General features: G+C 68.0%; 24 protein-coding genes. 15 read left to right on the top strand and 9 right to left on the bottom strand.

The annotated features are described in order from the left end of the window. The first annotated feature begins 40 nt into the window (after window positions 1-40). Window positions 41-3,100, top strand: a complete 3,060-nt coding sequence (locus DIZ26_RS03070) for a BTAD domain-containing putative transcriptional regulator (RefSeq protein ID WP_112237450.1) — start codon at window positions 41-43, stop codon at window positions 3,098-3,100. On the opposite strand, the gene DIZ26_RS03065 is transcribed toward DIZ26_RS03070, so the two are convergent. Beyond that, the gene (locus DIZ26_RS03065) at window positions 3,090-3,521 is read right to left on the bottom strand and encodes a MarR family winged helix-turn-helix transcriptional regulator (protein ID WP_112237448.1); all 432 of its coding nucleotides are present in this window, start codon (window positions 3,519-3,521) and stop codon (window positions 3,090-3,092) included. The genes DIZ26_RS03070 and DIZ26_RS03065 overlap by 11 nt on opposite strands. Window positions 3,522-3,607: 86 nt before the next feature. Here DIZ26_RS03065 and DIZ26_RS03060 point away from each other — a divergent pair, with 86 nt between their 5' ends. Next, window positions 3,608-5,167 carry an LLM class flavin-dependent oxidoreductase gene (locus DIZ26_RS03060; RefSeq protein ID WP_112237446.1) on the top strand — a complete coding sequence of 520 codons (1,560 nt, stop codon included), beginning with the start codon at window positions 3,608-3,610 and terminating at the stop codon, window positions 5,165-5,167. A 40-nt stretch (window positions 5,168-5,207) separates the two neighbouring features. Here DIZ26_RS03060 and DIZ26_RS03055 read toward each other — a convergent pair whose 3' ends face one another. The 4 genes from DIZ26_RS03055 to DIZ26_RS03040 form a co-directional block, all read right to left on the bottom strand. Then, window positions 5,208-5,834: a DUF6308 family protein gene (locus DIZ26_RS03055; RefSeq protein ID WP_112237444.1), complete on the bottom strand. Its 627-nt coding sequence runs from the start codon at window positions 5,832-5,834 to the stop codon at window positions 5,208-5,210. 214 nt (window positions 5,835-6,048) lie between these two features. Further along, complete coding sequence (locus DIZ26_RS03050; RefSeq protein ID WP_232828113.1) at window positions 6,049-6,666, bottom strand: LysE family transporter; 618 nt, start codon at window positions 6,664-6,666, stop codon at window positions 6,049-6,051. A gap of 164 nt (window positions 6,667-6,830) precedes the next feature. Next, on the bottom strand, window positions 6,831-10,274 hold the full coding sequence (locus DIZ26_RS03045) for a UvrD-helicase domain-containing protein (protein WP_112237442.1): 3,444 nt from the start codon (window positions 10,272-10,274) through the stop codon (window positions 6,831-6,833). Continuing rightward, window positions 10,267-13,362, bottom strand: coding sequence for a PD-(D/E)XK nuclease family protein (locus tag DIZ26_RS03040; RefSeq protein WP_112237599.1), 3,096 nt, complete (start codon window positions 13,360-13,362; stop codon window positions 10,267-10,269). The genes DIZ26_RS03045 and DIZ26_RS03040 overlap by 8 nt, the downstream gene beginning before the upstream one ends. A gap of 147 nt (window positions 13,363-13,509) precedes the next feature. Here DIZ26_RS03040 and DIZ26_RS03035 point away from each other — a divergent pair, with 147 nt between their 5' ends. The 8 genes from DIZ26_RS03035 (at window position 13,510) to DIZ26_RS03000 (ending at window position 20,235) form a co-directional block, all read left to right on the top strand. Then, on the top strand, window positions 13,510-13,707 hold the full coding sequence (locus DIZ26_RS03035) for a hypothetical protein (protein ID WP_112237440.1): 198 nt from the start codon (window positions 13,510-13,512) through the stop codon (window positions 13,705-13,707). Window positions 13,708-13,714: 7 nt separating this feature from the next. Next, the gene (locus tag DIZ26_RS03030; RefSeq protein WP_112237438.1) at window positions 13,715-14,113 is read left to right on the top strand and encodes a VOC family protein; all 399 of its coding nucleotides are present in this window, start codon (window positions 13,715-13,717) and stop codon (window positions 14,111-14,113) included. Window positions 14,114-14,236: 123 nt separating this feature from the next. Beyond that, on the top strand, window positions 14,237-16,987 hold the full coding sequence (locus DIZ26_RS03025; protein WP_232828112.1) for an FtsK/SpoIIIE domain-containing protein: 2,751 nt from the start codon (window positions 14,237-14,239) through the stop codon (window positions 16,985-16,987). Further along, window positions 16,984-17,664 (top strand): hypothetical protein, encoded by a 681-nt coding sequence (locus tag DIZ26_RS03020; protein WP_112237434.1) that lies wholly within the window; start codon window positions 16,984-16,986, stop codon window positions 17,662-17,664. The genes DIZ26_RS03025 and DIZ26_RS03020 overlap by 4 nt, the downstream gene beginning before the upstream one ends. A gap of 16 nt (window positions 17,665-17,680) precedes the next feature. Beyond that, on the top strand, window positions 17,681-17,941 hold the full coding sequence (locus DIZ26_RS03015) for a hypothetical protein (RefSeq protein WP_112237432.1): 261 nt from the start codon (window positions 17,681-17,683) through the stop codon (window positions 17,939-17,941). 7 nt (window positions 17,942-17,948) lie between these two features. Next, window positions 17,949-19,238 carry a hypothetical protein gene (locus DIZ26_RS03010; RefSeq protein ID WP_112237430.1) on the top strand — a complete coding sequence of 430 codons (1,290 nt, stop codon included), beginning with the start codon at window positions 17,949-17,951 and terminating at the stop codon, window positions 19,236-19,238. After that, the gene (locus DIZ26_RS03005; RefSeq protein WP_112237428.1) at window positions 19,238-19,708 is read left to right on the top strand and encodes a hypothetical protein; all 471 of its coding nucleotides are present in this window, start codon (window positions 19,238-19,240) and stop codon (window positions 19,706-19,708) included. The genes DIZ26_RS03010 and DIZ26_RS03005 overlap by 1 nt, the downstream gene beginning before the upstream one ends. 62 nt (window positions 19,709-19,770) lie before the next feature. Then, a complete protein-coding gene (locus DIZ26_RS03000; RefSeq protein ID WP_157979559.1) occupies window positions 19,771-20,235 on the top strand; it encodes a hypothetical protein in 465 nt (154 codons plus the stop codon). A 25-nt stretch (window positions 20,236-20,260) separates the two neighbouring features. Here DIZ26_RS03000 and DIZ26_RS02995 read toward each other — a convergent pair whose 3' ends face one another. Both DIZ26_RS02995 and DIZ26_RS37320 read right to left on the bottom strand, forming a co-directional pair. Next, window positions 20,261-20,971 carry an RNA polymerase sigma factor gene (locus DIZ26_RS02995; protein ID WP_232828125.1) on the bottom strand — a complete coding sequence of 237 codons (711 nt, stop codon included), beginning with the start codon at window positions 20,969-20,971 and terminating at the stop codon, window positions 20,261-20,263. Between the two features lie 49 nt (window positions 20,972-21,020). Next, entirely contained in the window at window positions 21,021-21,239 is a 219-nt protein-coding gene (locus tag DIZ26_RS37320) for a hypothetical protein (protein WP_157979558.1), read from the bottom strand. Window positions 21,240-21,512: 273 nt separating this feature from the next. Here DIZ26_RS37320 and DIZ26_RS02990 point away from each other — a divergent pair, with 273 nt between their 5' ends. Together DIZ26_RS02990 and DIZ26_RS38120 are read left to right on the top strand one after the other, a co-directional pair. Further along, window positions 21,513-21,770, top strand: coding sequence for a hypothetical protein (locus tag DIZ26_RS02990; protein WP_112237597.1), 258 nt, complete (start codon window positions 21,513-21,515; stop codon window positions 21,768-21,770). Then, the gene (locus tag DIZ26_RS38120; protein WP_232828111.1) at window positions 21,767-22,600 is read left to right on the top strand and encodes a hypothetical protein; all 834 of its coding nucleotides are present in this window, start codon (window positions 21,767-21,769) and stop codon (window positions 22,598-22,600) included. Before DIZ26_RS02990 ends, DIZ26_RS38120 begins: the two co-directional genes overlap by 4 nt. 102 nt (window positions 22,601-22,702) lie before the next feature. Here DIZ26_RS38120 and DIZ26_RS02980 read toward each other — a convergent pair whose 3' ends face one another. Then, window positions 22,703-23,008: a hypothetical protein gene (locus DIZ26_RS02980; protein ID WP_112237422.1), complete on the bottom strand. Its 306-nt coding sequence runs from the start codon at window positions 23,006-23,008 to the stop codon at window positions 22,703-22,705. 171 nt (window positions 23,009-23,179) lie between these two features. On the opposite strand from DIZ26_RS02980, the gene DIZ26_RS02975 reads away from it, so the two are divergent. Further along, window positions 23,180-24,169, top strand: coding sequence for an NAD-dependent epimerase/dehydratase family protein (locus DIZ26_RS02975; protein ID WP_112237595.1), 990 nt, complete (start codon window positions 23,180-23,182; stop codon window positions 24,167-24,169). Between the two features lie 62 nt (window positions 24,170-24,231). Beyond that, window positions 24,232-24,723: a metallophosphoesterase family protein gene (locus tag DIZ26_RS02970; RefSeq protein WP_112237420.1), complete on the top strand. Its 492-nt coding sequence runs from the start codon at window positions 24,232-24,234 to the stop codon at window positions 24,721-24,723. A 162-nt stretch (window positions 24,724-24,885) separates the two neighbouring features. Here DIZ26_RS02970 and DIZ26_RS37755 read toward each other — a convergent pair whose 3' ends face one another. After that, a complete protein-coding gene (locus DIZ26_RS37755; RefSeq protein WP_198675861.1) occupies window positions 24,886-25,041 on the bottom strand; it encodes a hypothetical protein in 156 nt (51 codons plus the stop codon). Window positions 25,042-25,191: 150 nt separating this feature from the next. On the opposite strand from DIZ26_RS37755, the gene DIZ26_RS02965 reads away from it, so the two are divergent. Then, complete coding sequence (locus tag DIZ26_RS02965; RefSeq protein ID WP_232828110.1) at window positions 25,192-25,695, top strand: hypothetical protein; 504 nt, start codon at window positions 25,192-25,194, stop codon at window positions 25,693-25,695. The last annotated feature ends 75 nt before the right edge of the window (window positions 25,696-25,770 follow it).

The following is a 25,770-nucleotide window of genomic DNA, read 5'->3' as shown; positions in this document are numbered from 1 at the left end:
TCCGGTCGGCCGTGGAGCGGCCGAAAGATAGGGTGCGGCCATGCGTTTCGGTGTGCTCGGACCGGTGACCGCCTGGACCGACGACGGGGTCGCCGTCGTGGTACCGGGACTCAAGGTGCGGGCTCTGCTGGCCGATCTCCTCGTGCACGAGGGGCGGCCGGTACCGGCTGACCGGTTGATCGACGATCTCTGGGGCGACGACCTGCCTGGCAACCCGGCCGGGACGCTGTCCGCGAAGGTGTCACAGCTCCGCCGGGCCTTCGAGGACGCCGAGCCCGGCAGCCGTGCTCTGGTGGTCTCGGGACCGGCCGGCTACTCACTGAAGATCGACAGGGCCGGTTATGACGCGCTGCAGTTCGCGGACTGTCTGGAGCATGGCCGCCTCGCGGAGGCCTTGAAGCTCTGGCGAGGTCCTGCCTATGCCGACTTCGCGGACGAGGCGTTCGTGGAGACGGCTGTCGCCAGACTGCACGAGCAACGGCTGACCGCTCAGGAGGATTACTTCGAGGCACGGCTGGAATCTGGCGACTACGCCGTCAGCGAGTTGGCGGACCTCCTGACGCAACACCCGCTACGGGAGCGACTCCGGGCAACGCACATGAAGGCGCTGTACCGGGCGGGTAGGCAGAGCGAGGCACTGGAAAGCTACGAACAGGTACGCCGGCTGCTGGCCGAAGAACTAGGCCTGGACCCATGCCCTGAGCTAGTGGCTCTGCAACAGTCGATTCTGGCGCAAGACCTGCCGCTGACTCGGCCGGCGCGTCGGTCGACGGCCCGGACGAATCTCCCGGCGCAGTTGACGGAACTGATCGGACGGGCCGACGCGATAGAGGAGATCAGGTCACGGTTGTCCGGCGACCGGCTGTTGACCCTCACGGGTCCCGGCGGGGTCGGTAAGACTCGGCTGGCTCTGGCTGCGGCCGCTGGAGTGGTCGACAGGTTTCCGGACGGCGTGGTGCTCGTCGAGCTGGCTGCAGTGGCACCGGATGCACTGGACGTCGCCGGGTCGCTGACCGACGCAGTACAGGCTGCTCTGGAGTTGCGGGATGCAGGTGGCTCGGGGGAATCCGTGGTGGCGCGGTTGGCGGCTGTGCTGGGGGAGCGGTTGCTGGTGCTCGACAACTGCGAGCACGTCATCGAGGAGGCCGCTGCGCTCGTCGACGAGCTACTGGCCGCAGCACCTGGGCTGCGAGTGCTCGCGACGAGTCGTGAACCGCTGGGCCTTGCTGGAGAAGCGGTCTGGAGTGTTCCGACGCTGGAGGTCCCGGAGGTCGCTACTGATCTGGAGGGGCTCGCAGAGCTCAGTGCCGTGCAGTTGTTCGTCGCCCGTGCGGCTGCTGCGGATCGGAGCTTCGTACTCGATGCCGCGTCCGCTCCTGCTGTCTCGGTGCTCTGTCGACGGCTCGACGGCATTCCGCTGGCGCTGGAACTGGCCGCGACCCGCGTACGCGCGCTGGGCGTCGACGGTCTGGTCGCAAGACTCGACGACCGCTTTCGCTTGCTGGCGACCGGGCACCGCGGTGCTGCACCGCGCCAGCAGACCCTGATGGCGATGATCGACTGGAGCTGGGACCTGCTGTCTCCAGAAGAACAGATGGTGCTCCGGCGACTCGCAGTACATGTAGATGGCTGTACTGCGGACGCGGCCGAGCGGGTCTGCTCAGAGCCGGCCGCGCTCGACGTACTCATCCGACTGGTCGACCGGTCGCTCGTAGTACAGGCAGGTGGTCGTTACCGGCTGCTGGAGTCGGTAGCGGCGTACTGCGTCGACAAGCTTCGTGAGGCCGGCGAACTCGAGCAGACTCGACTCCTGCACCGGCAGTACTACGCAGAGCTCGCAGAGCTGGCCCGGCCTCAGCTGTACGGCGCTGAGCAGCGTGTGTGGCTGCAGCGGTTGGACGATGAGTCGGCCAATCTGCGGAGTGCGCTGGACGGTGCCATAGCCGACGGTGACCACCAGGTGGCTACGCGACTGGTGGAGTCGCTTGCTTGGTACTGGTTCCTTCGCGGTCGGTTTGCCGAGGCCAGGCGCTCGCTGGAGGCTCTGCCTGAATCGCCTGCGGTCACAGCGTGGTTGGCCGGGTTCATGTATCTGCAGGGCGATCCGGACGCCGCTGGTGTCCGGGACCGCTTGGTCTCCACGGATGCGCGGGCGGAGTGGTGGTTGGCCTTCACTGCCAGCGACGTGGGTGACCTCGTTCGGTGTCTGGAGTTGCTCGAGCACGCGCTGAAGACGTTCACTGCCGAGGGCGACCAGTGGGGAGTCGCTGCGGTGCTGGTGGCTCGCGCGAAGCATGCGCACGTTCGGGACGAGCTGAAGGCGCTGGAGAGCGACGCCATGGAAAGTGCGGCGATCTTCCGGTCGCTGGGCGATCGGTGGGGCCTGCTGCAGGCAACCGGCTGGCTAGGTGCGCACGCGGAGCTGGTCGGCGACCTCGAGAAGGCTGCGCGGCTCCACACGGAAGGCCTGCGGATGGCGGAGGAGCTCGGGTCGTGGCCGGAGGTCGCTGGTGAGCTCGGCTGGCTCGGGTGGACGGCGATCCGGCTGGGTGACTACGAGGCGGCGCGCGAGTACGGCGTACGGGGGCTGCGGTTGGCGACCGAACAGGGGCACCGGTCGTCGCAGGCGTTGACCGAACTCGTGCTGGGGTTCGCGGCTCGGCGTACTGGTGAGCTGGACGAAGCAGAGGTGCGCTTGCAGGCCTTGGTGGACGCCGCGCGGCGGCAGGACCAGCCGGTCCTCTATCTGTCGATCGTTTTGGAGGAGCTCGGTTACACGTACGAGCTGCGTGGGTCGTATGCGAAGGCGCTCGACCTGCATACGGAGGCATTCCGGATCTCGCAGGACTACGAGTCCGGGCGTGGCATGTGCTGGGCACTGGAGGGGCTTGCCGCGGCGCTTGTGGACGAGCCTGAGGTCGCGGCCTGTCTGCTCGGTGCCGCGGCCAAGGTACGAGCCGCTGAGGGTTATGTGGTGACTCCTGCGGAGGCTGTGGACATCGAACGAGCCAGAGCGCGGGCGGAAGGCTTCGAGGCCGCTTATGCGCGCGGCGGTGAGTTGTCGCTGGAAGGGGCGTTCGCTCTGCTCCCTAGTCGGTGAAGACCGCCGGTACGTCGGCGACCAGGCGACCGAGGCTGCGGGCGAACCGCTCGCGTTCGGTCGCGGGCAGATCCTCCAGCAACTGCTCCAGCCGTTCGGTCAACTGCTGGTGGAACCTGTGCACCGCATCGGCACCAGCCGCGGTCAGCGTCACCTTGACCACCCGCCGATCCCGCGGATCACCCTCCCGTACTACGAGGCCGCGGTGCTCGGCGCGGTCGACCAGCCCGGTCAGGCTGGAGCGCTCGAGCCCCAGTACGCCGGACAGCTCGGCCATGCCGAGGGACTCCTCGGTAAGCGCGCACAGCATCTGGGCCTGCGCGACCGTGAGATCACAGCCGCGGCCGACCTCGGCGTACAGGTTCTGCACCAGGAAGGTCAGCCGGACCAGGCCGCTCGCCGCGCCGAGAGTCTGCTTCACGCTGTCTCCGCTTGTGATTGTTCGTGGCACGAAGTAATTTGTTCGTCAGGGCAATATTACGTGGCACGAAGGATCTGGAGCAACGAATGACGGACTACGGGCACGAGCTGGCCTTCGGCACGTTCCTGACCCCGGCGGTACAGGCCCCGGAGCGGGTGATCGCACTGGCGCAGCTGACCGAGCAGGTCGGGCTCGACCTGGTCACCGTGCAGGACCATCCGTACCAGCCGCGGTTGCTCGACGCGTGGACACTGCTGTCGGTGATCGCCTCGCACACCCAGTCCGTCAAGGTCGCGACGAACGTGGCGAATCTCCCGCTCCGGCATCCCGTAGTACTGGCTCGGAGCGTCGCCACGCTCGACCTGATCACCGGTGGCCGGGTCGAGCTCGGCCTTGGCGCCGGTGGTTTCCGGGACGCGGTCGCGGCCAATGCGGGGCCGCGGCTGACGGCGGGGGAGAGCGTCGAGGCGCTGGAGGAGGCGCTGGCGATCATTCGCGAGGTGTGGACGCCGGAAGGCGGTGGGATCCGGCTGGCCGGCAAGCACTACGAGATGTCCGGGGCGAAGCGCGGGCCGGCACCGGCGCACGACGTGGAGATCTGGCTCGGTGCGTACAAGCCGCGGATGCTGGCCGTAACGGGGCGCCTTGCCGATGGCTGGCTGCCGAGCAGCGGCTACACGCCGCCTGAAGCGCTCGCGGGGATGAACAAGATCATCGACGAGGCTGCTGTGGAGGCCGGCCGTTCGCCCTCCGACGTACGGCGGCTGTACAACGTCGGCGGACAGTTTGGGCGCGGTGGCGGGTTCCTGCAGGGGCCGGAGGCGGTGTGGATCGAGCAGTTGGCCGAGCTGACCATCACGGAGGGGATGAGTACGTACGTGCTGGCGTCGGACGATCCGGACGACATCCGCCGCTTCGCCGACGTCGCCGCCGGAGTACGGGAGGCTGTGGCGGCTGAGCGCTCAGGAGCTGTAGCTGCCGAAGTGCCCGCTGGTGACGTCGAGGCGCGCCCAGCTGTCGTCGTGGAGTCTGCTGCGGGGACGTCTGGTGCGTTCAGCGTCGTGCCGACGCCGCCTCCCGTCGTACGGCGTAGTGCTGCCCTCCCCTGGGACGAGTCGGACCGGCCGACCGGGCCCGCGCTGGACCCGAGTCGCAGCTACTCGCCTCGTCAGCTCGCGTCCGGGCAGCACCTGATCGACGTACACGATCACCTGCGCGCCGAGCTCGAGCAGGTGCGGGACCTCGTCGGGCAGGTTGCGGCGGGTTCGCTCGGCGTCGGTGCGGCGCGATCGCACATCAACACGATGACGATGCGGCAGAACAACTGGACCCTCGGCGTGTACTGCGAGTCGTACTGCCGCCTGGTGACCACGCATCACTCGATCGAGGACGCCTCCATGTTTCCCCAGCTCCGCCGAGCTGATCCGGCGCTCGCTCCGGTGGTGGACCGGCTCCAGGAGGAGCACCTGGTCATTCACGACGTACTGGAAGGCGTCGACAAGGCCCTGGTTGCGCTGGTCGACGGATCCGGCGACGTGGCCGACTTGCGGACCGCCATGGACCTCCTCGACGACACGCTCCTGTCGCACCTCTCGTACGAGGAGCGCGAACTGGTGGAGCCTATCGCACGCCTCGGCGTCCTGTAGGCGGCCGCGACGGTTCAGGGCGTCGAGTGGCTAGGACTACTTACTTCGCCTCGCCCAGGAGTGAGGCGAGGATGTCGAGCAGGCGCAGGGTGGGTGCCTCTGACAGGAGGCGGGCCGCTGAGGTGGCCGGCTCGGCGATCAGGCGGACCTGGAGCAGCTTGAAGTCGCGGACGTTCGCCGGGTTGACCAGGTCGCGGTGGACGGCGGCGAGGAAGTCTGGGCCGGCCGAGGCGTCGCTGTAGGTCATCCGGATGAAGCTGTCGCTGACCGGGAAGAGATATGGCCGCTTGAGGTGCAGCAGCTTCGACTTCTTCGCGTGACCGAAGCCACGGTGCCCGGAGAACTTCTCATCCAGCGCGGTCGCCGCCTCGAACAGGGGGCTGCCGGGCGCCGCGTCCTCGAGCCGCGCGTCGACCGGCACCGCCGCGAACTCCTTCTCCGCCTCGACCTCGAGTAGCCAGGGGAAGTCGAGTGCCCGCAGGTCCGAGCCGGCCACCATCGTCCGGGCCAGATCCTCGAGCGTGATCCGGTCCGGGTCGGAGCCGCCGATGGTCGTCGGGCCGGGGAGACCGTCGTAGTACTTGAGCACCGCACCGTTGGTCTCGGCGTACAGCCGCAGCTGCGCGATTGCCTCGTCCACGACGATCTTCCTACTGCCGATAATCATGGCCACACCCTCACACTCTTCGTGGCAGACCCGCCAGCCGGATTGGGCCATCCGACTCCGAATCCGAGCAACATCCGGATGCGGTGCATCGTAGGGGACGACCCAGTGACTCCCGCCACAGGGTGACATGCCCGCTCACCCACCCCACGTAACCACCCACCCCATACGAACCTCGAATCACCCGATCGCTGACATATCAGGCATGGGTGCCGGGTCAGGGGTTGGTGAGGAGGTGGATGGCCAGGGCGGTGATGAGGGAGGAGGAGAGCAGAGCTGTGGTCAGCCGGGCTCGCGGGGTGGTGAGGGCTCGGCCCAGGAGCGCGCCGCCGGATGCCAGCAGGAGTTGCCAGCTGGTGGAGGCGAGGAAGGCGGCCAGGACGAAGACGACCTGGTCGAGGAGGGTTGGAGTGGTGCGGCCGCCCAGCACGAGGGCGGTGAAGTAGATGACGGTGGTGGGGTTGAGGACGGTCATGCCAAGAAGGGTGAAGTAGGCGCGGGCTGGGGTGGTTTCTGGAGCGTGGTTGGAGGTCTGGTGGCGGCGGTGAGCCGCTAGTGCGGTGGCGGCGCAGCGGAGGGCCAGCAGGAGGAGCACCAGGGCGGAGATCAGGCGCAGGGGGCTGCTGATGGGCGTGATGAGGGGCGCGATGGCCGAGCCGCCGAGGGTGGCGATGAGGGCGTAGAGGCCGTCGGCGGTGGCTACGCCGAGGGCGGCGTACGCGCCGTTCTTCAGGGAGGTACGCGCGGTGAGTGCGACGAGGTAGGTCCCGACAGCGCCGACGGGTATGGCGATGCCATAGCCCGCGAGCAGCCCCGCCATGAAGGCGGCGATCACGATCGCGAGTGAGTAGACCTCCGCACCAGGCCGGCCTGCTGCTGAACCCGCGCCGTACGGACGGCAGAGGTCAACAGGAGAACGGTTCCGGTCGTGATCATACCGGAATGTTCCGCCTCGTGACCGCGCCCCGCAAGCCAATTAATGATTGCCTGAGGCCCCTTTTAGAGGGTGTGGGCGACGGCGGTGGTGGGGGCGAGGAAGAGTAGGACCGGCCGGCCGCTGTTGGGCAGCATGTCGGTGTAGGCCGTCAGTTGAGGGGCGTAGTAGGCGACCCGGGCGTCCAGCGCGGCAGTTGGTACGGCGTCGGTTTTGTAGTCGACGATGATCAGGGTGCCGTCGTCCTCGCGGTAGATCAGGTCGACGAAACCTTCCAGCACGGTGCCGTCGGGTTGCAGGGTGCCGATGTACGACTCGCGCCAGTGCTCGCGCGCGGCGGCCCGGCGTACGACGTCCGAAGCGAGCGCTGAGCGCACCAGAGCCGTCACGACCTCGGCGTACTCGACTACTCCCTCGGCCAGGCACTGCCCGGCGACAGCGTCGTCGAGGCCGGCGCCGGTCGCGAGATCGACCACTTGCAGTACGCCATGAACCGCGCGGCCGATCGCCGTGCCGTAGCGGCCCTTCGACCAGGGCGGCAGCTCGATGTCGCGGGCAGCCTTGGCGCTGCCCGGGTCCACGCCGTGCAAGGCGACGTCCGGACCGGTGCCTTCCAGACCCGACGCGCTCTGAGCCGACCGACGCCGGCTCGCCTGCCGAGCGTCGGCGATCTTCGCTTCCCACTCCTGCCGGTTGACCGGTGGAGCGACCTCCGCCGAGGCGCGTGCACTGTCCGGAGCCGCTTCGACCGGTGGGCCGTCGAAGAACGCCGTGTGAGGTGCTTCCGCAGCGCCCGCGCTGGTCAGCAACTCGGCGTTGCTGGAGTGGCGCCGGCTACCGGAGCGGTGCAGCGACACGACCAGGTGATCGCGCGCACGGGTCGCCGCGACGTACAGCAGGCGTCGTCGCTCGAAGTCGTCCATCTGCTCGTCGACCGGCTGGACCAGATCGAAGTCCTCGGTCTGCACCGACGCCTTGAGCTTCACCGCGTACCCGCCGTCGGGCGGCCACAACACCTGGACGCCGCGTTGACGGTTGGGCGCGGCCGTCATCCCGGAGAGGATCACGATCGGGAACTCGAGCCCCTTCGCAGCATGGATCGTCATCACCCGTACGGCGTCGGCGTCGGTCTCGGGCAGCACGGCCTCGGCGACCCGCGAGGCCTCCTCGCCTTGGTGAGCGGCCCACGCCAGGTACGAGCGGAGGCCACCGTGCTCGACCTCGGACCACGCGCGCGCCTGATCGACAACGAACCGCACTCGTCGCCACGCGTCGCGCGCCCGCGGGCCGGTCGCGGCGACCTCGAGCATGCGGCGATCCGCGACGATCTTCGCCAGCACCTCGCTCGGCGTCAGCCAGCGCGCAGCGTAGTACGTGCGGCGCAGCCACTCCATCGCCTCGCCGACCGGGTGGGCCAGCAGCGAATCGGGAACGGGTGCGGTGAGGGTGAACGAGCCGCCCGACTTCTTCCAGACGAACAGGTCGTCGTCGCCGCAACCGAACAACGGGGAACGCAGCGCGGTCACCAGCGCGAGTTGGTCGCTCGGATCACCCAGCGCGCGAGCACAGGCCAGCAGGTCGCGGACCTCGGCGGTCTGGTAGACGAGCGAACTGGCCTCGGCGCGGTACGGGATGTCGGCCCGGTCGAACGCATCCTCGAGGAACGGCAACGACGTACGGGCAGGAACCAGTACTGCGATGTCGCCGGCACCGGCTGCGCGCCAGGTCTCCGCCTTCTCGTCGTAGACCTGCCAGCCTTCGCGCAAGGCGCGCTCCACCACGGCGGCGACATCGGCTGCCTCGAATTCGCGCAGGGCCGTCGCCTGGGCGCGGGGAAGATTCTCATGGGGTTGAGCGCCGAGCACGGTGACCGCGGGACCGCCAGGTGGTGATGCGTCGCCGGGTGCGACGAGGTCGCCGGCGGGAGCCGCGCCGTCGGTGGTGAGAGCCGGGACGGAGACGGCGAAACCGCGACGCAGTGGAATGACGGTGGCGAGATCGGGCTCGTCCTCGGCCGGCTCGTCCTCATCGAGGAGGGAGAGTTGATCGCCACTGACTGCCGTCGGCTCCGGTGGGGCGGAGGTCGACGTGAGGTGACGGGTGGTGGGGGCGGGGGAGCGGTGCGGGCTCAGGGATTGGTAGCTGGGCTGGGCGTTTTCCTGTGGCTGGATGAGGGTGGCGAAGACGTGGTTGACCCAGTCGAGGACCTGAGGGACGGTGCGGAAGTTGGTGGTCAGCTCGACCGTCTCACCGAGCAGGTCCTGGGCGGTCAGGTACGTCGCGATGTTGGCGCGCCGGAAGCGGTAGATCGACTGTTTCGGGTCGCCGACCACGAACAACCGCCCGGGCGGCACCTCCACGTCGCGCCAGTCGGGCGCGTCGGCGGCCGCTCCACCGGCGATCCGCACGGCGAGCTCGATCTGGATCGGATCGGTGTCCTGGAACTCGTCCAGCAGCAACCGCTGGTACCGCTCCTGCAACGCCGACCGCACCGAGGGCTCCCGCCGAAGCAGGTCCCTGGCCAGCACGAGCAGGTCATGGAACTCCAGCCGCCCCTCGGCCCGGCGCAACTCGGCCGACTCCAGCACCCGCACCGCGACCCAGTGCGAAAGGTGCCGTAGGCAAGCATCGAGTAGCAGCTCGACCAGCGAACCGGCGACCTCGACCACCTCGGCGCAGTCCCCCCGCACCTTGGTGATGTCGGGCCAGTTCTCCTTGCGACCGATCCGCCCGACCTTCAGCCCGCGAAGTTTGTGCAGGACCGCCAGTTGCGTCTCCTGGTCGGTCGCGGTCCCCAGCATCAGCCCGAGCTCGCGAATCTCGTGCACCTTCGGCAGCAGCCGGTCGTCGTCGGCCATGCAGTGCTCCGCGACCGCTCCGATCCGGGCGGTCGCAGCGACCAGCCCCTCCAGGTCCGGCATCGACACCAGCTCGGGTGGATCCACCAGCACCCGGTCGCCGATCAGGTCCCAGTCGTTGCCGAACAGCCGCGCCAGCGATCGCAGGTGCTTCAGCTCGACCCCGACGGCCATCGCCAGCAGCAACGGTTCCGCGATGGTGTCGTCGTCGAGCAACTGCTGCTGCAGTTCCGACCAGCGTTCCTCGAACGCGACCGACGAACCGACCTCGTCCAGTACGTCGATCAGCGGCGGTAGCCCGGCCTCGATCGGATGCGCGAGCAGAATCTGCTGAGCGAACGAGTGCAGCGTCCCGATCGATGCCGAATCCAGGTCATCGAGCGCCGCATCGGCCAGCCGGCGGTCAGGCCCGCGCCGCGCCTTCTCGAACTCCACCCGCAACCGGTCGCGCAGCTCCGCGCCGGCCTTCTCGGTGAACGTGACGGCCGCGATCGAGCTCAGCGGGATCTCGTCGCGCAGTACCAAGGTGGTCACCCGGTCCACCAGCGCGTGCGTCTTCCCCGACCCCGCGCCGGCCTCGACGAACAACGTCTCGCCGGTATCCGACCGGATCTGCTCGCGTGCCTCCGCGTCCAGCAGCTCCTCACTCATCGAGGGCCACCTCCTCGAACGCAGGCAGCGCACCGGGGTCGATCAACCGCACCAGCCGCTCCAGCTCGGGATCGTGCCGCTTGCGCTCCCACCGCGTCCTGACCTCGCTGTGCCCGATGCCGTCCGGGTTGCAGTACGGGCACTGCACCCAAAGGAAATCCGGTACTTCGGGAGCCTTCGCCGGGAATTGCCCAGAAGCGATCGACGACACGATCACCTCCAGCGTGTCCACATACCTGGCCTCGACCTCGTCGGTCAGCGGCACCGGAATCCGCCGACCACCCTTGCGGACGAACCAGTACGCCGCCTCGACCGGCGTCGACTCGTCACCCAACCGCATCCGCGCCGCATACGCGTACACCGGCAACTGCAACTTCGTCCCCGCCGCGACCGGATCCGACTCGATCGCCTCGTACCGCGAGAAGCCGCCGGTCTTCACGTCGGTGACGTAGATCGTGCCGTCCCGGCCGAGATCGACCTTGTCGGCCGAGCCACGCAACAGCACCCGACCCGACGGAATCGGGATCTCCACCGGCGGCTCCCCGTCGAACCCGAACCGCAGCTCGCTCGCGACCACCGACGCGTCGTGCTCGAGCCGCCAGCGCTCGTCGTCGCTCAGCAGCACCAGCAGATCGCCCAGGATCCGCAGCCGCTCCCGCTGCCACAACCGGGGATGGCCGGTCAGCCCCTCGGCTTCGAACCGGTCGGCGAGATCCGCGCCGATCGCGAGCAACAGCGATCGCTGCTCCGCTGTCCAAGCCTCGCCGTAGCCGGGCAGCGATCCGGCCAGCCGGGTCACAAAGGCGTCAAGGCTGTTGTGGATCAGATTCCCCACCTGCAAAGGCGAAATCACCAAGAGATCCTCAGGCGCCTCGAGCGGCTCCACCTGCAGCAACCGCTCCACGAAGTACGCGTGGGGACAGGTCGCAAAGGACTCCAGCGACGTCGGTGACGCGACGCGATCCTCCGACGCGTAGTCGGGCAGGCCGGCGACCCCCGACAGGTTCCCGTCGAAGCGCGTGAACTCATCACTTGACCGCGCTCGCAGCAGCACGCGGGCCCGCTCGATCACCTGGTCGGGCAGCGCAAGGCCGGCCGACAAGGCCCGCACCCGCCAGTCCTGCTCGGTGGCCGCCATGGTTGCCGTGGTCAACGAACCGGCGTACGACGCCGAGGTGGTCAGCCGGTCGCCGTACTCGGCGCGGTCCCACTCCGTCGCCGCCAGCGCGTGATCGCCGGTCAACTCGCGCAACGTGCCGAGCAACCAGCGCGTCGGTAGCCGGCGGCTGGATCGACGGAGATCGCCGCGCGGGAACGACGCGACCACCCGCTGCGAACCGGCCGAGAACGCCGCCAGCAGATGTCGCTGCTTCTCGTCCAGCCGGTCGCGGAACGACGCCAGCTCCGGCGCGGCCGCCTCCCGGACCCGATGCGGAAGCAGCGCGTCTTCGTGAACCCGCCCTGGATAAAGGTCTTCCGACAGCCCGACCACGAAAACGACGTCGACCGAGAGTCCGATGCTCGTGGACAACGGCGCCACCAGTACGCCGATGCCGAACGTGCCCACGCGAGGCAGCGACTGCTGCAACTCCAGATCGAGAACGTCTCGCAACACCGCCAGGCTGGCCGGCGTCCCGAGCTCGTCCAGCGTCGACAGCCCTCGCAGCGATCCCTCGACCGCAACGGCCGCATACTGCTCTTCGATCGGCAGCGAGTCGGTGTCCCCCAAAAGATCCTGGAACAGTTTGAGCACCGCCGCGGCCAACTCCGACCAGGTCTCCAGCAACGCCGTCGCCTGCAGGCGCCGCCGCAGCTCCGAGGCGAACTGGTGCAGCCGCTCCGCCGTCTCAGCGCTCGCCTGCGCACGCCGTACTGCGGCAGGCCGGGCGTCCTCGGCAGCCGCCTCTTGGTCAGCCGTACGCCGTTCCGACTCCGCATACCTGGCGAGCCGCTCGTCCCAGTCGTCACCACGGACCACAGCGGCCGCCCGGGACAGCCGCTCCCACTGCGGCACCGGAATCCGCTCGCCGGTGAAGTCCTTCGTCGGCGCGTTCGCCAGTGCGCGGAACAGGTCGGCACGCGGCAGGTCGTGGTCGACCAGCGCCAGCACTTCCAACAACGTCCGCGCGAGCGCCCGCTCGTGGACCGGCCGGGTGCCCGGACCGTTCACCTCGATCTTCGCGGCCGCGAGATGCTCGTGCAGGAGTCGCGCATACGGAGTGGCGGCCGAGTAGAGCACGGCGATCCGGTGCGCCGGCGTGTGGGCAAGCGTCTTGACGACATCTCGCACCACGCAGCGGACCTCGTCGTCGGTATCGGATGCGTTGAGCACCTCGGTCGCGACCGGGTAGTTCTTGGCGATGGACGTCGGCAGGTCGATGCCGATGCGGTCGAGTGATCGCCGTACCGCGCGGTCGGCGCGCTTCACGTCGGTCAGGCCGACGATCACCGTCAGATCCGCCGCGGCGTTGCCGAGCGCCTCGACGAAGCCGGCCTCTGCCTGCGTCAGCTCCTGCGGCAGGTAGAGCACCAGGGCGCCCAGCTCCGCGACGGTCGCGGGACTCTCGATGACCTTGGCGGCAGCGGTCTTCAGCAGGTCGGTCTCGTCGTACCAATCCGGCTCCAACTCGCCGGTGACATGGCGATGCAGGCGAATCAGGTCGGGCCCGAGAAGTGAGGCCGAGGCCACTTTGTCGAGAGCAGGATCGCTCAGGTCGCGCAGTTCGCGATGTGCTGCAGCAAGCGCTTGGATCGTGGCCGGGTGATCGGCAACGTCCGCGAAAACGCCGGGAGCCTTCGACAGCGCGGTACGCCAGGTCGCGGCCACGATCGGGCGGGTCGCCGGACGTCGCGGCGCGAGCAGGCCCGCGGCGAGTTGCTCGGCGAGGCGGGGGAGGGTGGCGAGATAGAGCCCGGCGATCCCGGTGGCGGCCAGGAATCGGCGTGCGGCTACGCCTGCCAGGTTGTTGGGCAACAGCAAGGTGACGGGCTTCATCGGATCGTCGGCCTTCAGGCCTGCCACGACGGCGCGCAGTTTTTCCAGCGCGGCCGCGCCGTACGCCGTGGTCTCGATCCGGGTCGCGCTCACCGTGCCTCCCTTCTGCCACTCGCCGTTCATGCACCCCAGACGCTAGACCACCCCGCGGACAAAATGTGCCGGGCCGTCCACAGGGGCAGGAAACGAGGGCGCGCCCGTGTCGCTGCGGTGGCGGCCGAGGGCTCGGACAATGAAGAAATGACCAAGGAGACCGTTGTCGCCCGCGTTCTGGTGGTGCTGGTCTTCGCCCCTGCGGGTGGCCTGTTCGGCAAGGCGGTCGCCGCCGTGGCCGCGGGTTCGGACTGGTGGCCCTGGCTGGCCGCGGCGGTGGTCTGGCTGGTGGTCGTGGGCCTGGCCGCGGTAGCGGTGTCCAACCGTTTCGACGAGCACAGATAATGCTCCGATGGCCGCCGCGGTGCACCACGTCGAGATCTGGGTCCCGGACCTCTCCCGAACGCTGACCAGTTGGGGCTGGGTGCTCAACCGGCTGGGCTGGAAGGACGGTGACAGCTGGCCCGGCGGGTACACCTGGATCGCGCCCGACGGCAGCTATCTGGTCGCCGAGCAGAGCCCCGCGATGTCGGCCCCGGATCACGACCGGCTGCGGCCGGGGATGAACCATCTGGCTCTCAACGCCGCGAGCCGGGCCGAGGTCGATGCGATCGTCGGCGAAGCGACCGCGCACGGCTGGACGCTGATGTTCGCCGACCGCCATCCGTACGCCGGCGGCCCGCAGCATTACGCCGCATTCCTGCATAACGAGGACGGCTACGAACTCGAGATCGTGGCCCCGACCAACTAGCCCTGACAACTAGTCGGCAGGTGAGACTTGTGATGACGGAAGTGACACACGGGGCTGATGGTGTGACATGGTTTACGCAGGCAGCGGGAGAGGTCGCGTCGCAGTGGTGGAAGGACGGTGCTCGTGACGGAGAAGCCTGACGGGGAAAGCATGCCCGGACCGGTTTCTCCGGAAGTTCTGGAGGCACGGGTCCGGGGACTGCAGTTCGCGCTCGGGGAGCTCCTCGAGACCGCGCGTCGGCTTACCCATGGGGAGCACCAGCGTGCCGTGCGGCTGCACCGGCAGTTGCAGGAGCAGACCGTGCTGGCGCGGCGCGAATCGCGTGGCCTGGTAGAGGCCGCGACCGCGGAAGCACTGGCGACGGCCGAGCCGGCGGCTCGCCTGCTGGCGGACCGCCTGGCGCCAGGGCTGGCCTCGATCCCGCCCAACGACGCCCGCTGGAGGTCGAGGCAACTGGTCGGCGCGGGCACACCGTCGTACGTGCGGATAGGTCAACTCGAAGCCGGTACGCCGGTGGTCGCGCCGCTGCTGCGGACGAACGGCTGGAAGGTGACGGCCGACCGCAACGAGGCCGCCCGGCAGCTCCTGCAGAGTGTGGCGCTGCGGCTGATCGCGGCGGCCGAACCGTTCCGGCTGCGGATCGACGCGTTCGATCCGCGACTGACCGGGATGATGGGGCTGCTCGGGCACCTGACCACGAAGTACCCGCAATTGGTGCCGCGGGCAACACATACCGCGGAGCAGCTGCATACCGTGCTGTCCGGACTCGTCGACGTGTCGTCGCTGCGGGCCAGCAGGCAGGCGCAGCTGGGGCACAAACGGTTCGAGGAACTGATCCGCGAGACCGGTCGGGTCACCGATCCGTACCGGCTGATCGTCCTTTTCGACTACCCCTCCGGCATCGATTCCCTGGCGCAGCGCGATCTGGTCCGATTGGCGGCCACCGGGGCGGATCGGGGCATCTGCTTCCTGGTCCATCACGACCCTGCGTCGACGGGCGAGCACGAGGTCGATCCGCGGCAACTGCTCGACCTGCTCGACCCGGTGGCCATCACCGGCAACCGGGTCGAGATCTCGCAGCTGCAGAACGTTCCGGCCAAGCTCGATCCACCGTTCGACGCGAATGTTGCCGCAGGCATCTGTGACGTGATCGCGGAACTGGCTGAGATCGCGGTGCTGCCGACGATCGAGTTCAACCGGACGCTGCCGGATCGCTCGACCTGGTGGCAGCCGGTCAGCGACGAGCTCAGTACCGTCATCGGGTACGACGACCGCACCCCGGCCCTCGTGCGGTTGCGCAGCGGTAACCCGGCATTGCCACACGTACTGGTCGGGGGAGCGGTCGGACAGGGCAAGTCGAATCTGTTGCTCGTGCTGATCCACGGTCTCGCCGCGCGTTATGCGCCGGTGGATCTGGAGATGTACCTGCTCGACTTCAAGCACGGCGTGGAGTTCTCCGCCCTCGGGCCGGCCGGTGAGCGGGAGCACTGGCTTCCGCACGTGCGCGTGCTCGGCATCCACAGCGACCGGGCGTTCGGGCTGGCCGTACTGCGGCACCTCTCCGACGAGCTCGCCCGACGCAGCGAGATCTTCAAGTCGCACGGCAACGTCGCGGACATCGCCGAATTGCCTGCGGGACCGGATCGCCCGCCGCGCATCCTCGCCGTACTGGACGAGTTCCAGGTGCTGCTCGAAGACGACGACGAACTGGCCGACGAGGCCGCGCGACTGCTCGAGCGACTGGTTCGCCTCGGCCGCGCGTACGGCGTACACGTGGTGCTCGCGACCCAGACGATCGAGGGGGTCAAGCGGTTGTCGACGCGACGCGACTCGATCTTCGGGCAGGTGCCGTACCGGATTGCCTTGAAGACCACTCCGGCCGACTCGCAGGCGATCCTGCGGACGGGGAACACGGCGGCGGCCGAACTGCAGTTCCGCGGCGAGGCCGTGCTGAACGCGAACTTCGGCTCGCCAGACGACAACCAGCACGTGCTGGTCAGCTTCGCCGACAAGGCCGTGCTCGACGACCTGCGCCGCGAACTGTGGCTCAGATCCGGTACTACGCATCCGCCGCGCGTCTTCCATCTCGCGGAGCCGGCCCGGTTGGCCGACACCGCCGCCTCGGTGAAGCCCGAACTCGGCCGGCCCTGGACGGGGTTGCCGATCGCGGTGACCGAAGCTCCGGTGGCCGTCGAGGTGCGGCCTGAGCCGGGCGCCGGCGTACTGGTGCTGGGTGACGGCCCGGCCGATGCGCTCGGGGTGTTGTCGGGGCTGGCGGTGTCCGCGGCCGCGGCAGCCGTAGTACCGCCGCGGTTCATCTTCGTCGACGGGACCGACTCGTCCCCGGCTGTTGCCGAGGGCAAGGGTGCGTTGGTTCAGGCGCTGCGACAGCTCGGGTCGGAGGTCGAGACCGTCGACAAGCACGAGGACATCGCCCCGCGGTTGTTCTCGCTGCGGAACGCTGTGCGCGACGGGCAGATCGGTGGGGAGACCTACCTGCTCGGGTTCGGCTTCCACGGCGTACCGAAGATGCAGACCCACGCCGACGGGTACTTCGAGAGTCCGGCGAACGCGTTGCAGGACATCGTGCGGGACGGGCCGACCCAGGGGCTGGTGACGTTCGGCTGGTGGAACCGTCTGCATGTCTGCACCGAGCAACTGGGGTACGGGCGGGCCAATGTTGCGACCCACTTGTTCCTGCGGCATCCGCAGGACGGCGTACGCGCAGTGTGTGGGCCGCTCGTGCGGTGGGCGTCGGAGCCGCACCGCGGGCTGTTGTGGGACGGGCTGCACCCGGAGGCGCAGGTCGTCGTACCGTTCGCGCCGCTGCGCGTGGACGAGGTCGACCGCTATGTAGAGCTGGTGCGCCGATGAAGACCGAAGAGCAGGTGTGGTCCGAGTACGCCCGTGCGGTGCGACAGGTCGCTGGAGCGCGTGCTGACGCGCAGCAGGCGCAGGACAGGCTGACTGCGAACAGGTCCAAGGCAGAGGCCACAGCGATGGCCGAGGCCGACGCGATGGCCGAGCGCGGGCGGAAGCTCGAGCTGCGACTCAACGCACTTGCAGAGAAGGCCGCTGCTTCGCTGCAGCGCGCTGGGTTGCCTGCGGACGGCAAGAGGACGACCGTGCCGATGCCTGCGATCAGGGGACTCACCGACATCGAGGCGGCCGCGGCGAAGCTCACCAAGCAGCTGGCGGACACAGTGGACAAGCTGGAGGAGGTGCGCGCGAAGGCCCGGGCAGAGCAGGAGCGCCGCAAGCGCCGTACTATCAGCGCCGCACTGGTCGTCGTCGGCTTCGTACTGATCTGGGTGATCTCCGGATCCTTCCTGGCCGGACTGGAAGGCGCAGCGATCGAGGCCGTCACCATGCTGGCCGCATCCCGCGTACTAGGCCTGCCGCGCCTGCCCGGCGCGCGCTGGTGGGGCTGGGGCGGTGCCGTGCTGGTCGTCGTCGCGATGGCGGCCGGACTGCCGTGGTGGATCGCGATCGCCGTACCGGTGATCATCTCCGGAACGGCGATCGTGTTGCCGAAGAAGCGCAATCCCTAGGAAGAAGAGGCAGTCAGTGTCCGACGTACAGCGGCTCAAGGAACAGCTGCAGCAGGTCTCCATGGAGGCCAAGCAAGCTGCTGGTGGCCTGGCCGGGTTCAAGCTCCGGTTCACCCAGCACAGCGCCCAGGTGGAGAGTCTGATCGCCGGTACGGCGACCGGCGTGGACCGCGACATCGCAGAGATTCTCGACGCGGCCGGCAAAGCTGTCGAACAAGCCGCCGAGGCACTGGAGATCGCGTCCGCCGGCTGCAAGAGCTACGCCGACCAGATCTGAGCCCTCGATGCCGTCCGACCTGCAGCGAGTCGCCCAAGGTCTGGTCGAGTGCCTCGACGAGGTACCGCAGGTGGTCCTCCACCTGCACCGTACGGCGGAACGCTGCCGGGAGAACGCCGCGCTCGCCATCGCCGCTTCGCAAGGCCGGGCGACCGTGGCTGCCCAACAACTCGACGCGGCCGCCCGAGCTTGCGAGGAAGCCGCCCACTACTTGTCGATGGCGCCCCCGAAAGCCAAGGCTTGGGCTCAACGTCTTGTGGGCGGCGGTTCCGGCACACGCCCCGATGCGAGCTCCGCGGACCGCGACAGGACGACCGGCGGAACCGGGGATGTCGCCGAACGCGACCTCTTCGGCCGCACCAAACGCCTCTCCGCCCCTTTCAAACCGGCCTCGGATGCACCCGAAGCCCCCGAGCCACCCCTCATCAAGGTCGCCCGCAAAGCACTCGAGAAACTCCGCAAGAAACAACAAAAAGACGAAGAAGACCACGAAGACTTCGAAGAACTCGAGGTGGAACTCATGGTCACCCCCGACGGCCGCGCAATCGTCGTCGAGGACCAGGACCCTCCCGAGGACCTCACCTACGAAATCGCCGTAGACCTCAACGAATCCGCCACCGACCTCCTCCACTCAATGTCCGCCAACGCCAACCACACCTGGCAAACCGCCACCATCACCATCACCCCCACCCACGTAACCGCCACCTTCACCTACCCCGACCTCCCCACCCAACCCCCACCACCAGTCATCAACATCGAACTCCCAACGCCGGCCTCCGCAACTCCCACAACACCAGACACGATCGAATTCGCAGCCATCGACGTCGATCTCCCCAACTTCGACCCGGCGACGCAACGTGGAGCTCTAGGAGTCGATTTCGCCCCCGGTGTTCACAATCCACAGAACACTTTCAAACCGAAGGAGATCGAGATCGCGTCGCGGCTGGTGAAAGAGGGCTGGCGAATCGACGCGAGGATCGAAGACCACAGCAGGAAGCACCAGAAGAACCCGGATGCCATGGTTCGCAAGAATGAGAGCGACCCCGGCAGGATCATGGAATTCAAGACACTCGATGTTGCAACCCTGTCGGCGGTGAAGCGGAACATGCGGAAGGGCAGTGGCCAGGCCGGGGCCTCGGGAGAGGTGCTCATCGACGGCCGGAAGGTCGGGTTGGCCGAGGACATGGCACAGCGCGCATTCCGGATGGTTTGCGGTGAGCCAGGCGCGTTCATCTCGGCTGCGGCACATGTCATCCTCGGTGACGGCCGTCTGGTCACGTTGACGAAGGAGAACTGATGTCCGACGACGACAACATCTTTCTTGCTACCGGTGACCCGGTGGCGGACGTGGCGCGATGGTTGGCGGAGACGCTGCAAATGACGCCGGTCGAGGAGGAGCCTGACAACCGGTTGATACGCCTGCGAGGTCCTGCCCGGAGCGCCGACGGGTCGGTGGTGCTGACTGTCCGGCCCAATGGTTACGTGAACGCCGACCCTGACGAGGAGGCCCAGGCGATCGACCGCTACCCGATCGACATCGACGTCTGGTACGCAGAGCAGACGGACGAGGAGCTCCAGACGATGGAGGCGCGTCTGGTCTTTGACGAGCTGGTCGAGACGCGCCCCGACACGCCGATCCTGCTGAGTCACAACCTCAGTACCTTGACGGCCGCCCACCTACCCGGCAAAGGAACCCACTACTTCGACCCAGCACCATCCCTCGACGAACCAGACCTCGAAAAATGGCAACCCTGGGTCATCAGCTGAGCCTCCTCCAGGTTTATTGATCTTGGTGATGGGCGACTTGTCACCTACCTGAAGGAGCAGTGATGTCCACCAGCGACAGCATTTTTCTGGGCTTGGATGAGACGCCTGGACAAGTTGCCGATTGGTTGGAGCGGGTGCTGGGGATCGAGCGTTACCCCGATCAGCCGGATGGTGAGGACAAGGTCGGCTTGCGCGGCCGTCTGGCCAATGACGACGACTGGTACAGCGTGGTGATTCAGCGGAACGGGTACGTATCGCCGGACGCCGGGCCCGACGAGGTCCAGGCGACGGATGCCTACGGGATCGACATCGGTATGCGAAGTCGTGGCGAGGAAGTGCTGCATCGCCAGTCGCGCCTCGTGTTTGACAAGCTGATCGAGGCGCGGCCGGACGCTCCGGCAATGCTGCTGCACAACCTGGAGTTCTTGATCGCGGCCTATCTGCCCGGAGCTGGAACGCACGACCTCGCTCCAGAGACAACCCCGGACGCCGACGACCAGGAGCAGTGGAAGCCCTGGGTGATCTGAAGCCCAGCCGTCTTTCAACGCTGAGCTATCGGTTACGGCTTGGGTGGGGTGTGGTGGTTAGGTGGGTGGTGACGGCGGACCAGTAGGTTGTGGCGCCTTTGGTTGCGTAGGGGTGGTTTGGGTGGATAGGTGGCGTTCGCCGATGAAGTGGCCGGTGGTGGGGTTGATGATGAGGTCGATGCGTTGGCCGTTGGCGGTGCGGGTTACGGCGCGGCCCTGGGCACCGTCGAGGTTGACGATGCCGTCGACCAGGTGGACGCCGGGGATCAGCCGGGCCGCGCGGTAGAGCGCGGCGCGGAGGTCGGCGGGACCGTACGGTCCCCAGTGGGATGTCGAGCGCTTGGGCGATCTCTGGATAGCTGAGCTCTTCCCAGGCGTACAGGAGCAGCACGTCACGCTCAGCGGACCGCAGACCGGCCAGTACCTCGGACAGCACGCGATTGGCTCGTACTGTGTCCAGTCGGTCCGCCACCTCGTTGGCGAAGCCGTCCTGGTCGCCAGCGGCCGGCGTACGGGCGTAGGCGCGGTACTGCCGTACTTCGTCACGTCTACGCCGGTGAATCAGGTTGGTCGCGATCCCGTACAACGACGGCAATGCGTCCGACCGCGTCTTGTCGGACCGATGCCTGCGCTCGAACGCCAGCAAGAACGTCTGCCCGAGCAGATCGTCGGCCTCGCTGCTGCCGAGCCGACGCGCGACGTACCGATGAATCGCGACCGCATGCCGATCGAACACCACCGCAAACAACTCCGGCGAAGCCCGAGACCCCGCGATCAACACCGCATCAGCAACCGCAGACACCTACGTCGGCATCCACGCGTTCACCCGGTACGTCGGCATCCGCGCGTTCAGCTGGTACGTCGGAGTCCGCGTGCTCGCCTGGTACGTCGACGGCCGTGGGTTCGGGTGGGGCATCAGTGGGTAGGTCGGGCACGGACGCCAGAGCTCGAATCGGGTTCACACCACCCTTTGCCCGATCCGCGCCCACCGGTTCCCGCTCCACGCGCCCACCGTCCCATCCACCCGGGTCGCCGGCCTGAGCCGAGCTACCGCGCAGGGCGAGCGGGCGTTGGAGGAGCGGGCGATCGGCGTACGGAAAAGAAAAAGTTCTGGATCTGCGTCATGACTGTGGGTGGCGGTCGTCTCTGAAGTGAACCCATCCCCACAGGGAAGTGGAAGTGATCGAAGTGAACCGATGGTCCTCGATGCCGCTGATGGGAACACCGACAGGCGGCCGCAAGACGCCGATCAGGCCGACCGGGCGCAGGGTGCACTGATGTCCGGCGACGATGCCAGTACCGACCCCGTTCCGATAGGCGGGACGGCACCCCAACGACGCCGCGTACGAGTGTGGTTCGGGGACCACGTCGTCGCGGACTACCAGGCGGAGGCCGAGCTGGCAGACCGCTATGCAGCCGCCATGTCGCGCCGGTTCGCCGGGTTGCGCGTGACGAGCGAGCCGATCCTGCCGAGCGAGTCGTCACCGGGGCGCAAGCTGCCGGGGGAGCGGTTGTGGGAGGTCGCGCCGAAATGAGTTCTCGTCGTTTCCGGCTGATCCGCCATCACGACGTCTCCGGGGTCAGCGGTACCGGGCCGGTCGCCGAGGGCGTCCAGTTCACCGACGGGGCGGTCGCGCTCCGCTGGTACGGCGACTACCCGACCACGACCGTCTGGGACGCCATCGAGTCGGTGATCGCGATCCACGGCCATCAAGGCGCCACCGAGGTCGAGTGGCTCGACCCCGATCCCGGCCCGGACCCCGCGCTCAACCTGAAACCCCGCTCCGACCTACCACCCCGCCCCTGGCCCAATCTCCACCCAGCCCCCGAACCCCCACCCGAGCCCGAGTTCGAACCGGATCCCGAGCCCGGCGCGACAGGCAAGCCCGAGTTCGAACCCAAGCTCGGCGCGACAGGCAAGCCCGAGCTCGATCCGGAACGCCGGCCCCTGCTCGAGCCGGATGCCGAGCCCGAGTTCGAACCGGAGCGCGCGCCCAACCTCGGCGCGATAGGCAAGCCCGACCTCGATCCGGAGCGCCGGCCCTTGCTCGAGCCGGGTCCCGAGCCCGAGTTCGGACCTGAGCGCGAGCCCAAGCCCAAGCTCGGCGCGACAGGCAAGCCCGACCTCGATCCGGAGCGCCGGCCCGAGCTCAAGTCGGATCCCGACTCCGAGTTCGATCCGGAGCGCGGGCCAGAATCCGAGTTCGATCCGGAGCGCGCGCGTGGCTCCGGGATCAAGTCCGGGTTCAAGTCCGAGCGCCTCTTCAAGGCCCGCGCCGATTTCCTGTCCGATCCCGGGCCGAAGGCACAGACGGGGCTCGGAAGAGGGCGTAGTACGGGCCGCGCGGGGCTGCGGACCACGTAGTACCGACACAGGACCACGACCGGGTCCGGCGCCGCGGATCCGGTCCGACGCCGAGCGGGCCGCTACCTTCTCCTCCCTCCGGTAGCGGTCCGCTCGAAACCTCTACATCACCTGATGCAGATCGAGGTTGTAGAACGTCGGCGGCCCGTCGCAGAGCTCCATCATCTTCGCGGCGAACTCGCCGGTGTCGGTCCGCGACGAGTTCGCCATCGCGGCTTCGGCCGACTCGAACTCCACGATCGTGAAGTAGCGCCCCGGATTGTCGCGGTCGGCGCAGGCCATCACGCGGGCGGGTGCGGGGCTGCCGTCGTCCTCGGCCTCACGCGCCTTGCGGTAGTCCTCGCTGAGCGCTTGCACCTCGTCCGGTTTCGAAGTCCGGTACTCGATGATCTGAACAAAGCCGGTCATGTCGCCCCCTGGTTGCTTGCCTTCTACAACTGACAGTGCGCCTCTCCCGCCTCTGTCGCAAGGGGTGACGACCAGGGATGACACCACGCTGGCGGCGAGCCACGAAGCGTGTCCGTTCTGCTGTCCGCAGAGGTGATGGGTTTTGTCCCCGGCGCCTGCTTGGCTGTCCTGGTGGACATTCTGATTCTCGGTGGGACAGCCTTCGTGGGGCGCGAGCTCGCGACCCAGGCCCTGGCTCGCGGCCATGCCGTCACCTGCCTCGCCCGCGGTGAGAGCGGCGCGGTGGCAGCGGGTGCGACCTTGATCACGGCCGACCGCAGCCGCCCGGATGCGTACGCCGCGGTCCCGGACCAGGACTGGGACGCGGTGTTCGAAGTGTCCTGGCAACCAGGGTTCGTGAGAAGTGCGCTGGATGCCTTTGCCGACAAGGCGAAACACTGGACCTACATCTCGTCGGGCAACGCCTACGAGAAGTTCGATACGCCGGGCGCGGACGAGTCGGCGCCGCTGCGGGCCGCCACGGATCAAGACGTCGCCGACCGCGAGCTGTACGGCGAGGCGAAGGTGGCCTGTGAGCTCGCCTCGATCGATGCCGTCGGGGATCGGCTGGTGATCGCACGAGCCGGGCTGATCGGCGGGCCGGGGGATGCCAGCGACCGGGGTGGCGCCTGGGTCGCCCGGGCAGCGCGCGCGCCCGAGGAGCCCCTGCTGGTGCCCGACACTCCCGACCTGGCGACCTCGATCATCGACGTACGGGATCTCGCTTCCTGGTTGCTGGACTGTGCGGAGAGCGGTCGCAGCGGGACGTTCGACGCCGTCGGGCCGATGGTGCCGTTCGGGGAGTGGATCGCGTTGGTGCGGGAGGTCGGCGGGCACACGGGACCGGTCGTGCTCGCGCCGCAGGAGTGGCTGGAGGCGCAGGAGGTCGGGCAGTACATGGGCCCCGACTCGCTCGCGATGTGGCTGACCGAGCCGGGGTACGAAGGCTGGTCGAGCCGCAGCGGTCAGGCGGCGCTGGCTGCGGGCCTGACCCATCGGCCGCGGGCGGAGTTGTTGCGCGACACGCTCGCCTGGGAGCGCGAACTCGGCCTCGATCGCGAACGCAAGGCGGGCCTCAGTCCCGAGCGCGAGAGAGAGCTGATCAAGTCACTACCGAACTGACACTGAACACCCGTACTACGTACGCCTCCCACGCCTGAGACAGACCGTGGGAGAGTAGCCGCATGCGTTTGGTACTGATCTCGGACACGCATCTGCCCGTTCGCGCGAAGCGACTGCCGGATCCCGTCTGGGACGCGATCGACGAGGCCGATGTGGTGATTCACGCGGGCGACTGGGTGAGCGTCGAACTGCTCGACGAACTCGAGTCGCGGTCGCGGAGGTTGATCGGCTGCTGGGGCAACAACGACGGGCCTGTACTACGAGCCAGGTTGCCCGAGGTCGCCCGGGCGTCGCTCGACGGGCTGGAAGTGGCCGTGGTGCACGAGACGGGCGCCAGTCGTGGTCGCGAAGAACGGTGTGAGAGCGCGTTCCCGGGAGTGGATCTCCTGGTGTTCGGGCACAGTCACATTCCGTGGGACACCACGACGCCGAAGGGGTTGCGGCTGCTCAATCCAGGGTCGCCGACGGATCGACGACGGCAGCCGTTCTGCACTTTCCAAACGGCCGAAATCACCGCCGGCCGACTGGAGAAGGTTGCCCTGCACAACCTTTGAGTCGACGTGAACGGTCCAGAGTGCATTTGCCGACCGCTTCGCAGTAGAGGCTCGACCAGCGGCGTCGCAGACGGGCTCGGCCGACCGCCTCGCAGTACAGGCTGGGCGGCGACTTCGCAGTACGGGTTGATCTCCGGCGCCCTTGGGGGGCGCCGGGCTGGATCAAGCGTTGGCTGCTTCTTTGACGCGGGTCTTGAGCCGGTCCCGGACTTCCTCGGGGGTGTAGGCGCGACGCTTGCGCTCGCCCCTAGCGATCACCACTCCGGTTGCCGCGACGCCGACAATCCCCGCCAGTCCTACGACCTTCCATGCCTTCATGCGCATTAATCTAGCGACGTGGAGACGCGGATTTCACTGGATGATGCTACGGAACTGACACGAACAGGTGACATTTGGCTTTTCCGGGGTGACAGTGCGGCGGACCGGGCGATCCAGCTGACCACCAACAGCCCGGTCAACCACGTGGGCATGGCGATCGTGCTGGAGGACATGCCGCCGTTGATGTGGCACGCCGAGCTCGGCCGTTCGCTGCCAGACATGTGGACCGGCAACCACCAGCGCGGCGTACAGCTCCACGATCTCCGCGACGCTGTGGTCACGTGGGCGAACCGCTACGGGCAGCACGCGTGGCTGCGCCAGCTCGACCACACCGTCACCCGCGAGATGGAAGACGCCGTACTGCGTACTGTCGCGCGGCTCGACGGGACGCCGTTCCCCTCCACGGCTCGACTCGCGTCGCGCTGGGTGCGGGGGAGGATCCCGAAGTTCCGGCGCGGAGAGCGCGAGCTGGAACTGGAGACCGCGTACTGCGCCGAGGTAGTCGCCATGACGTACGAGGAGATGGGGTTGCTCGCCGATGGGCGACGGCTCAACTGGTACGACCCGGGGCGGTTCTGGAGTGGTGACGACCTCGATCTGGCGGGTGGGGCGAAGCTCGGGGAGGAGATCGCCGTCGACGTACCGCCGGCCTGAACTCCCGGGACGCGCGAGCGGAAACTGTCGGTGGGGTCTGGTTGGCTTGGAGTAAGCCGGATCGGACGGTCCGGA

The sequence above is a fragment of the Kribbella monticola genome (assembly GCF_003261635.1).
Taxonomy (GTDB): domain Bacteria; phylum Actinomycetota; class Actinomycetes; order Propionibacteriales; family Kribbellaceae; genus Kribbella; species Kribbella monticola.
Note: the sequence above shows the minus strand (reverse complement) of the source record. Positions and strands in the feature narration are given on the sequence as shown.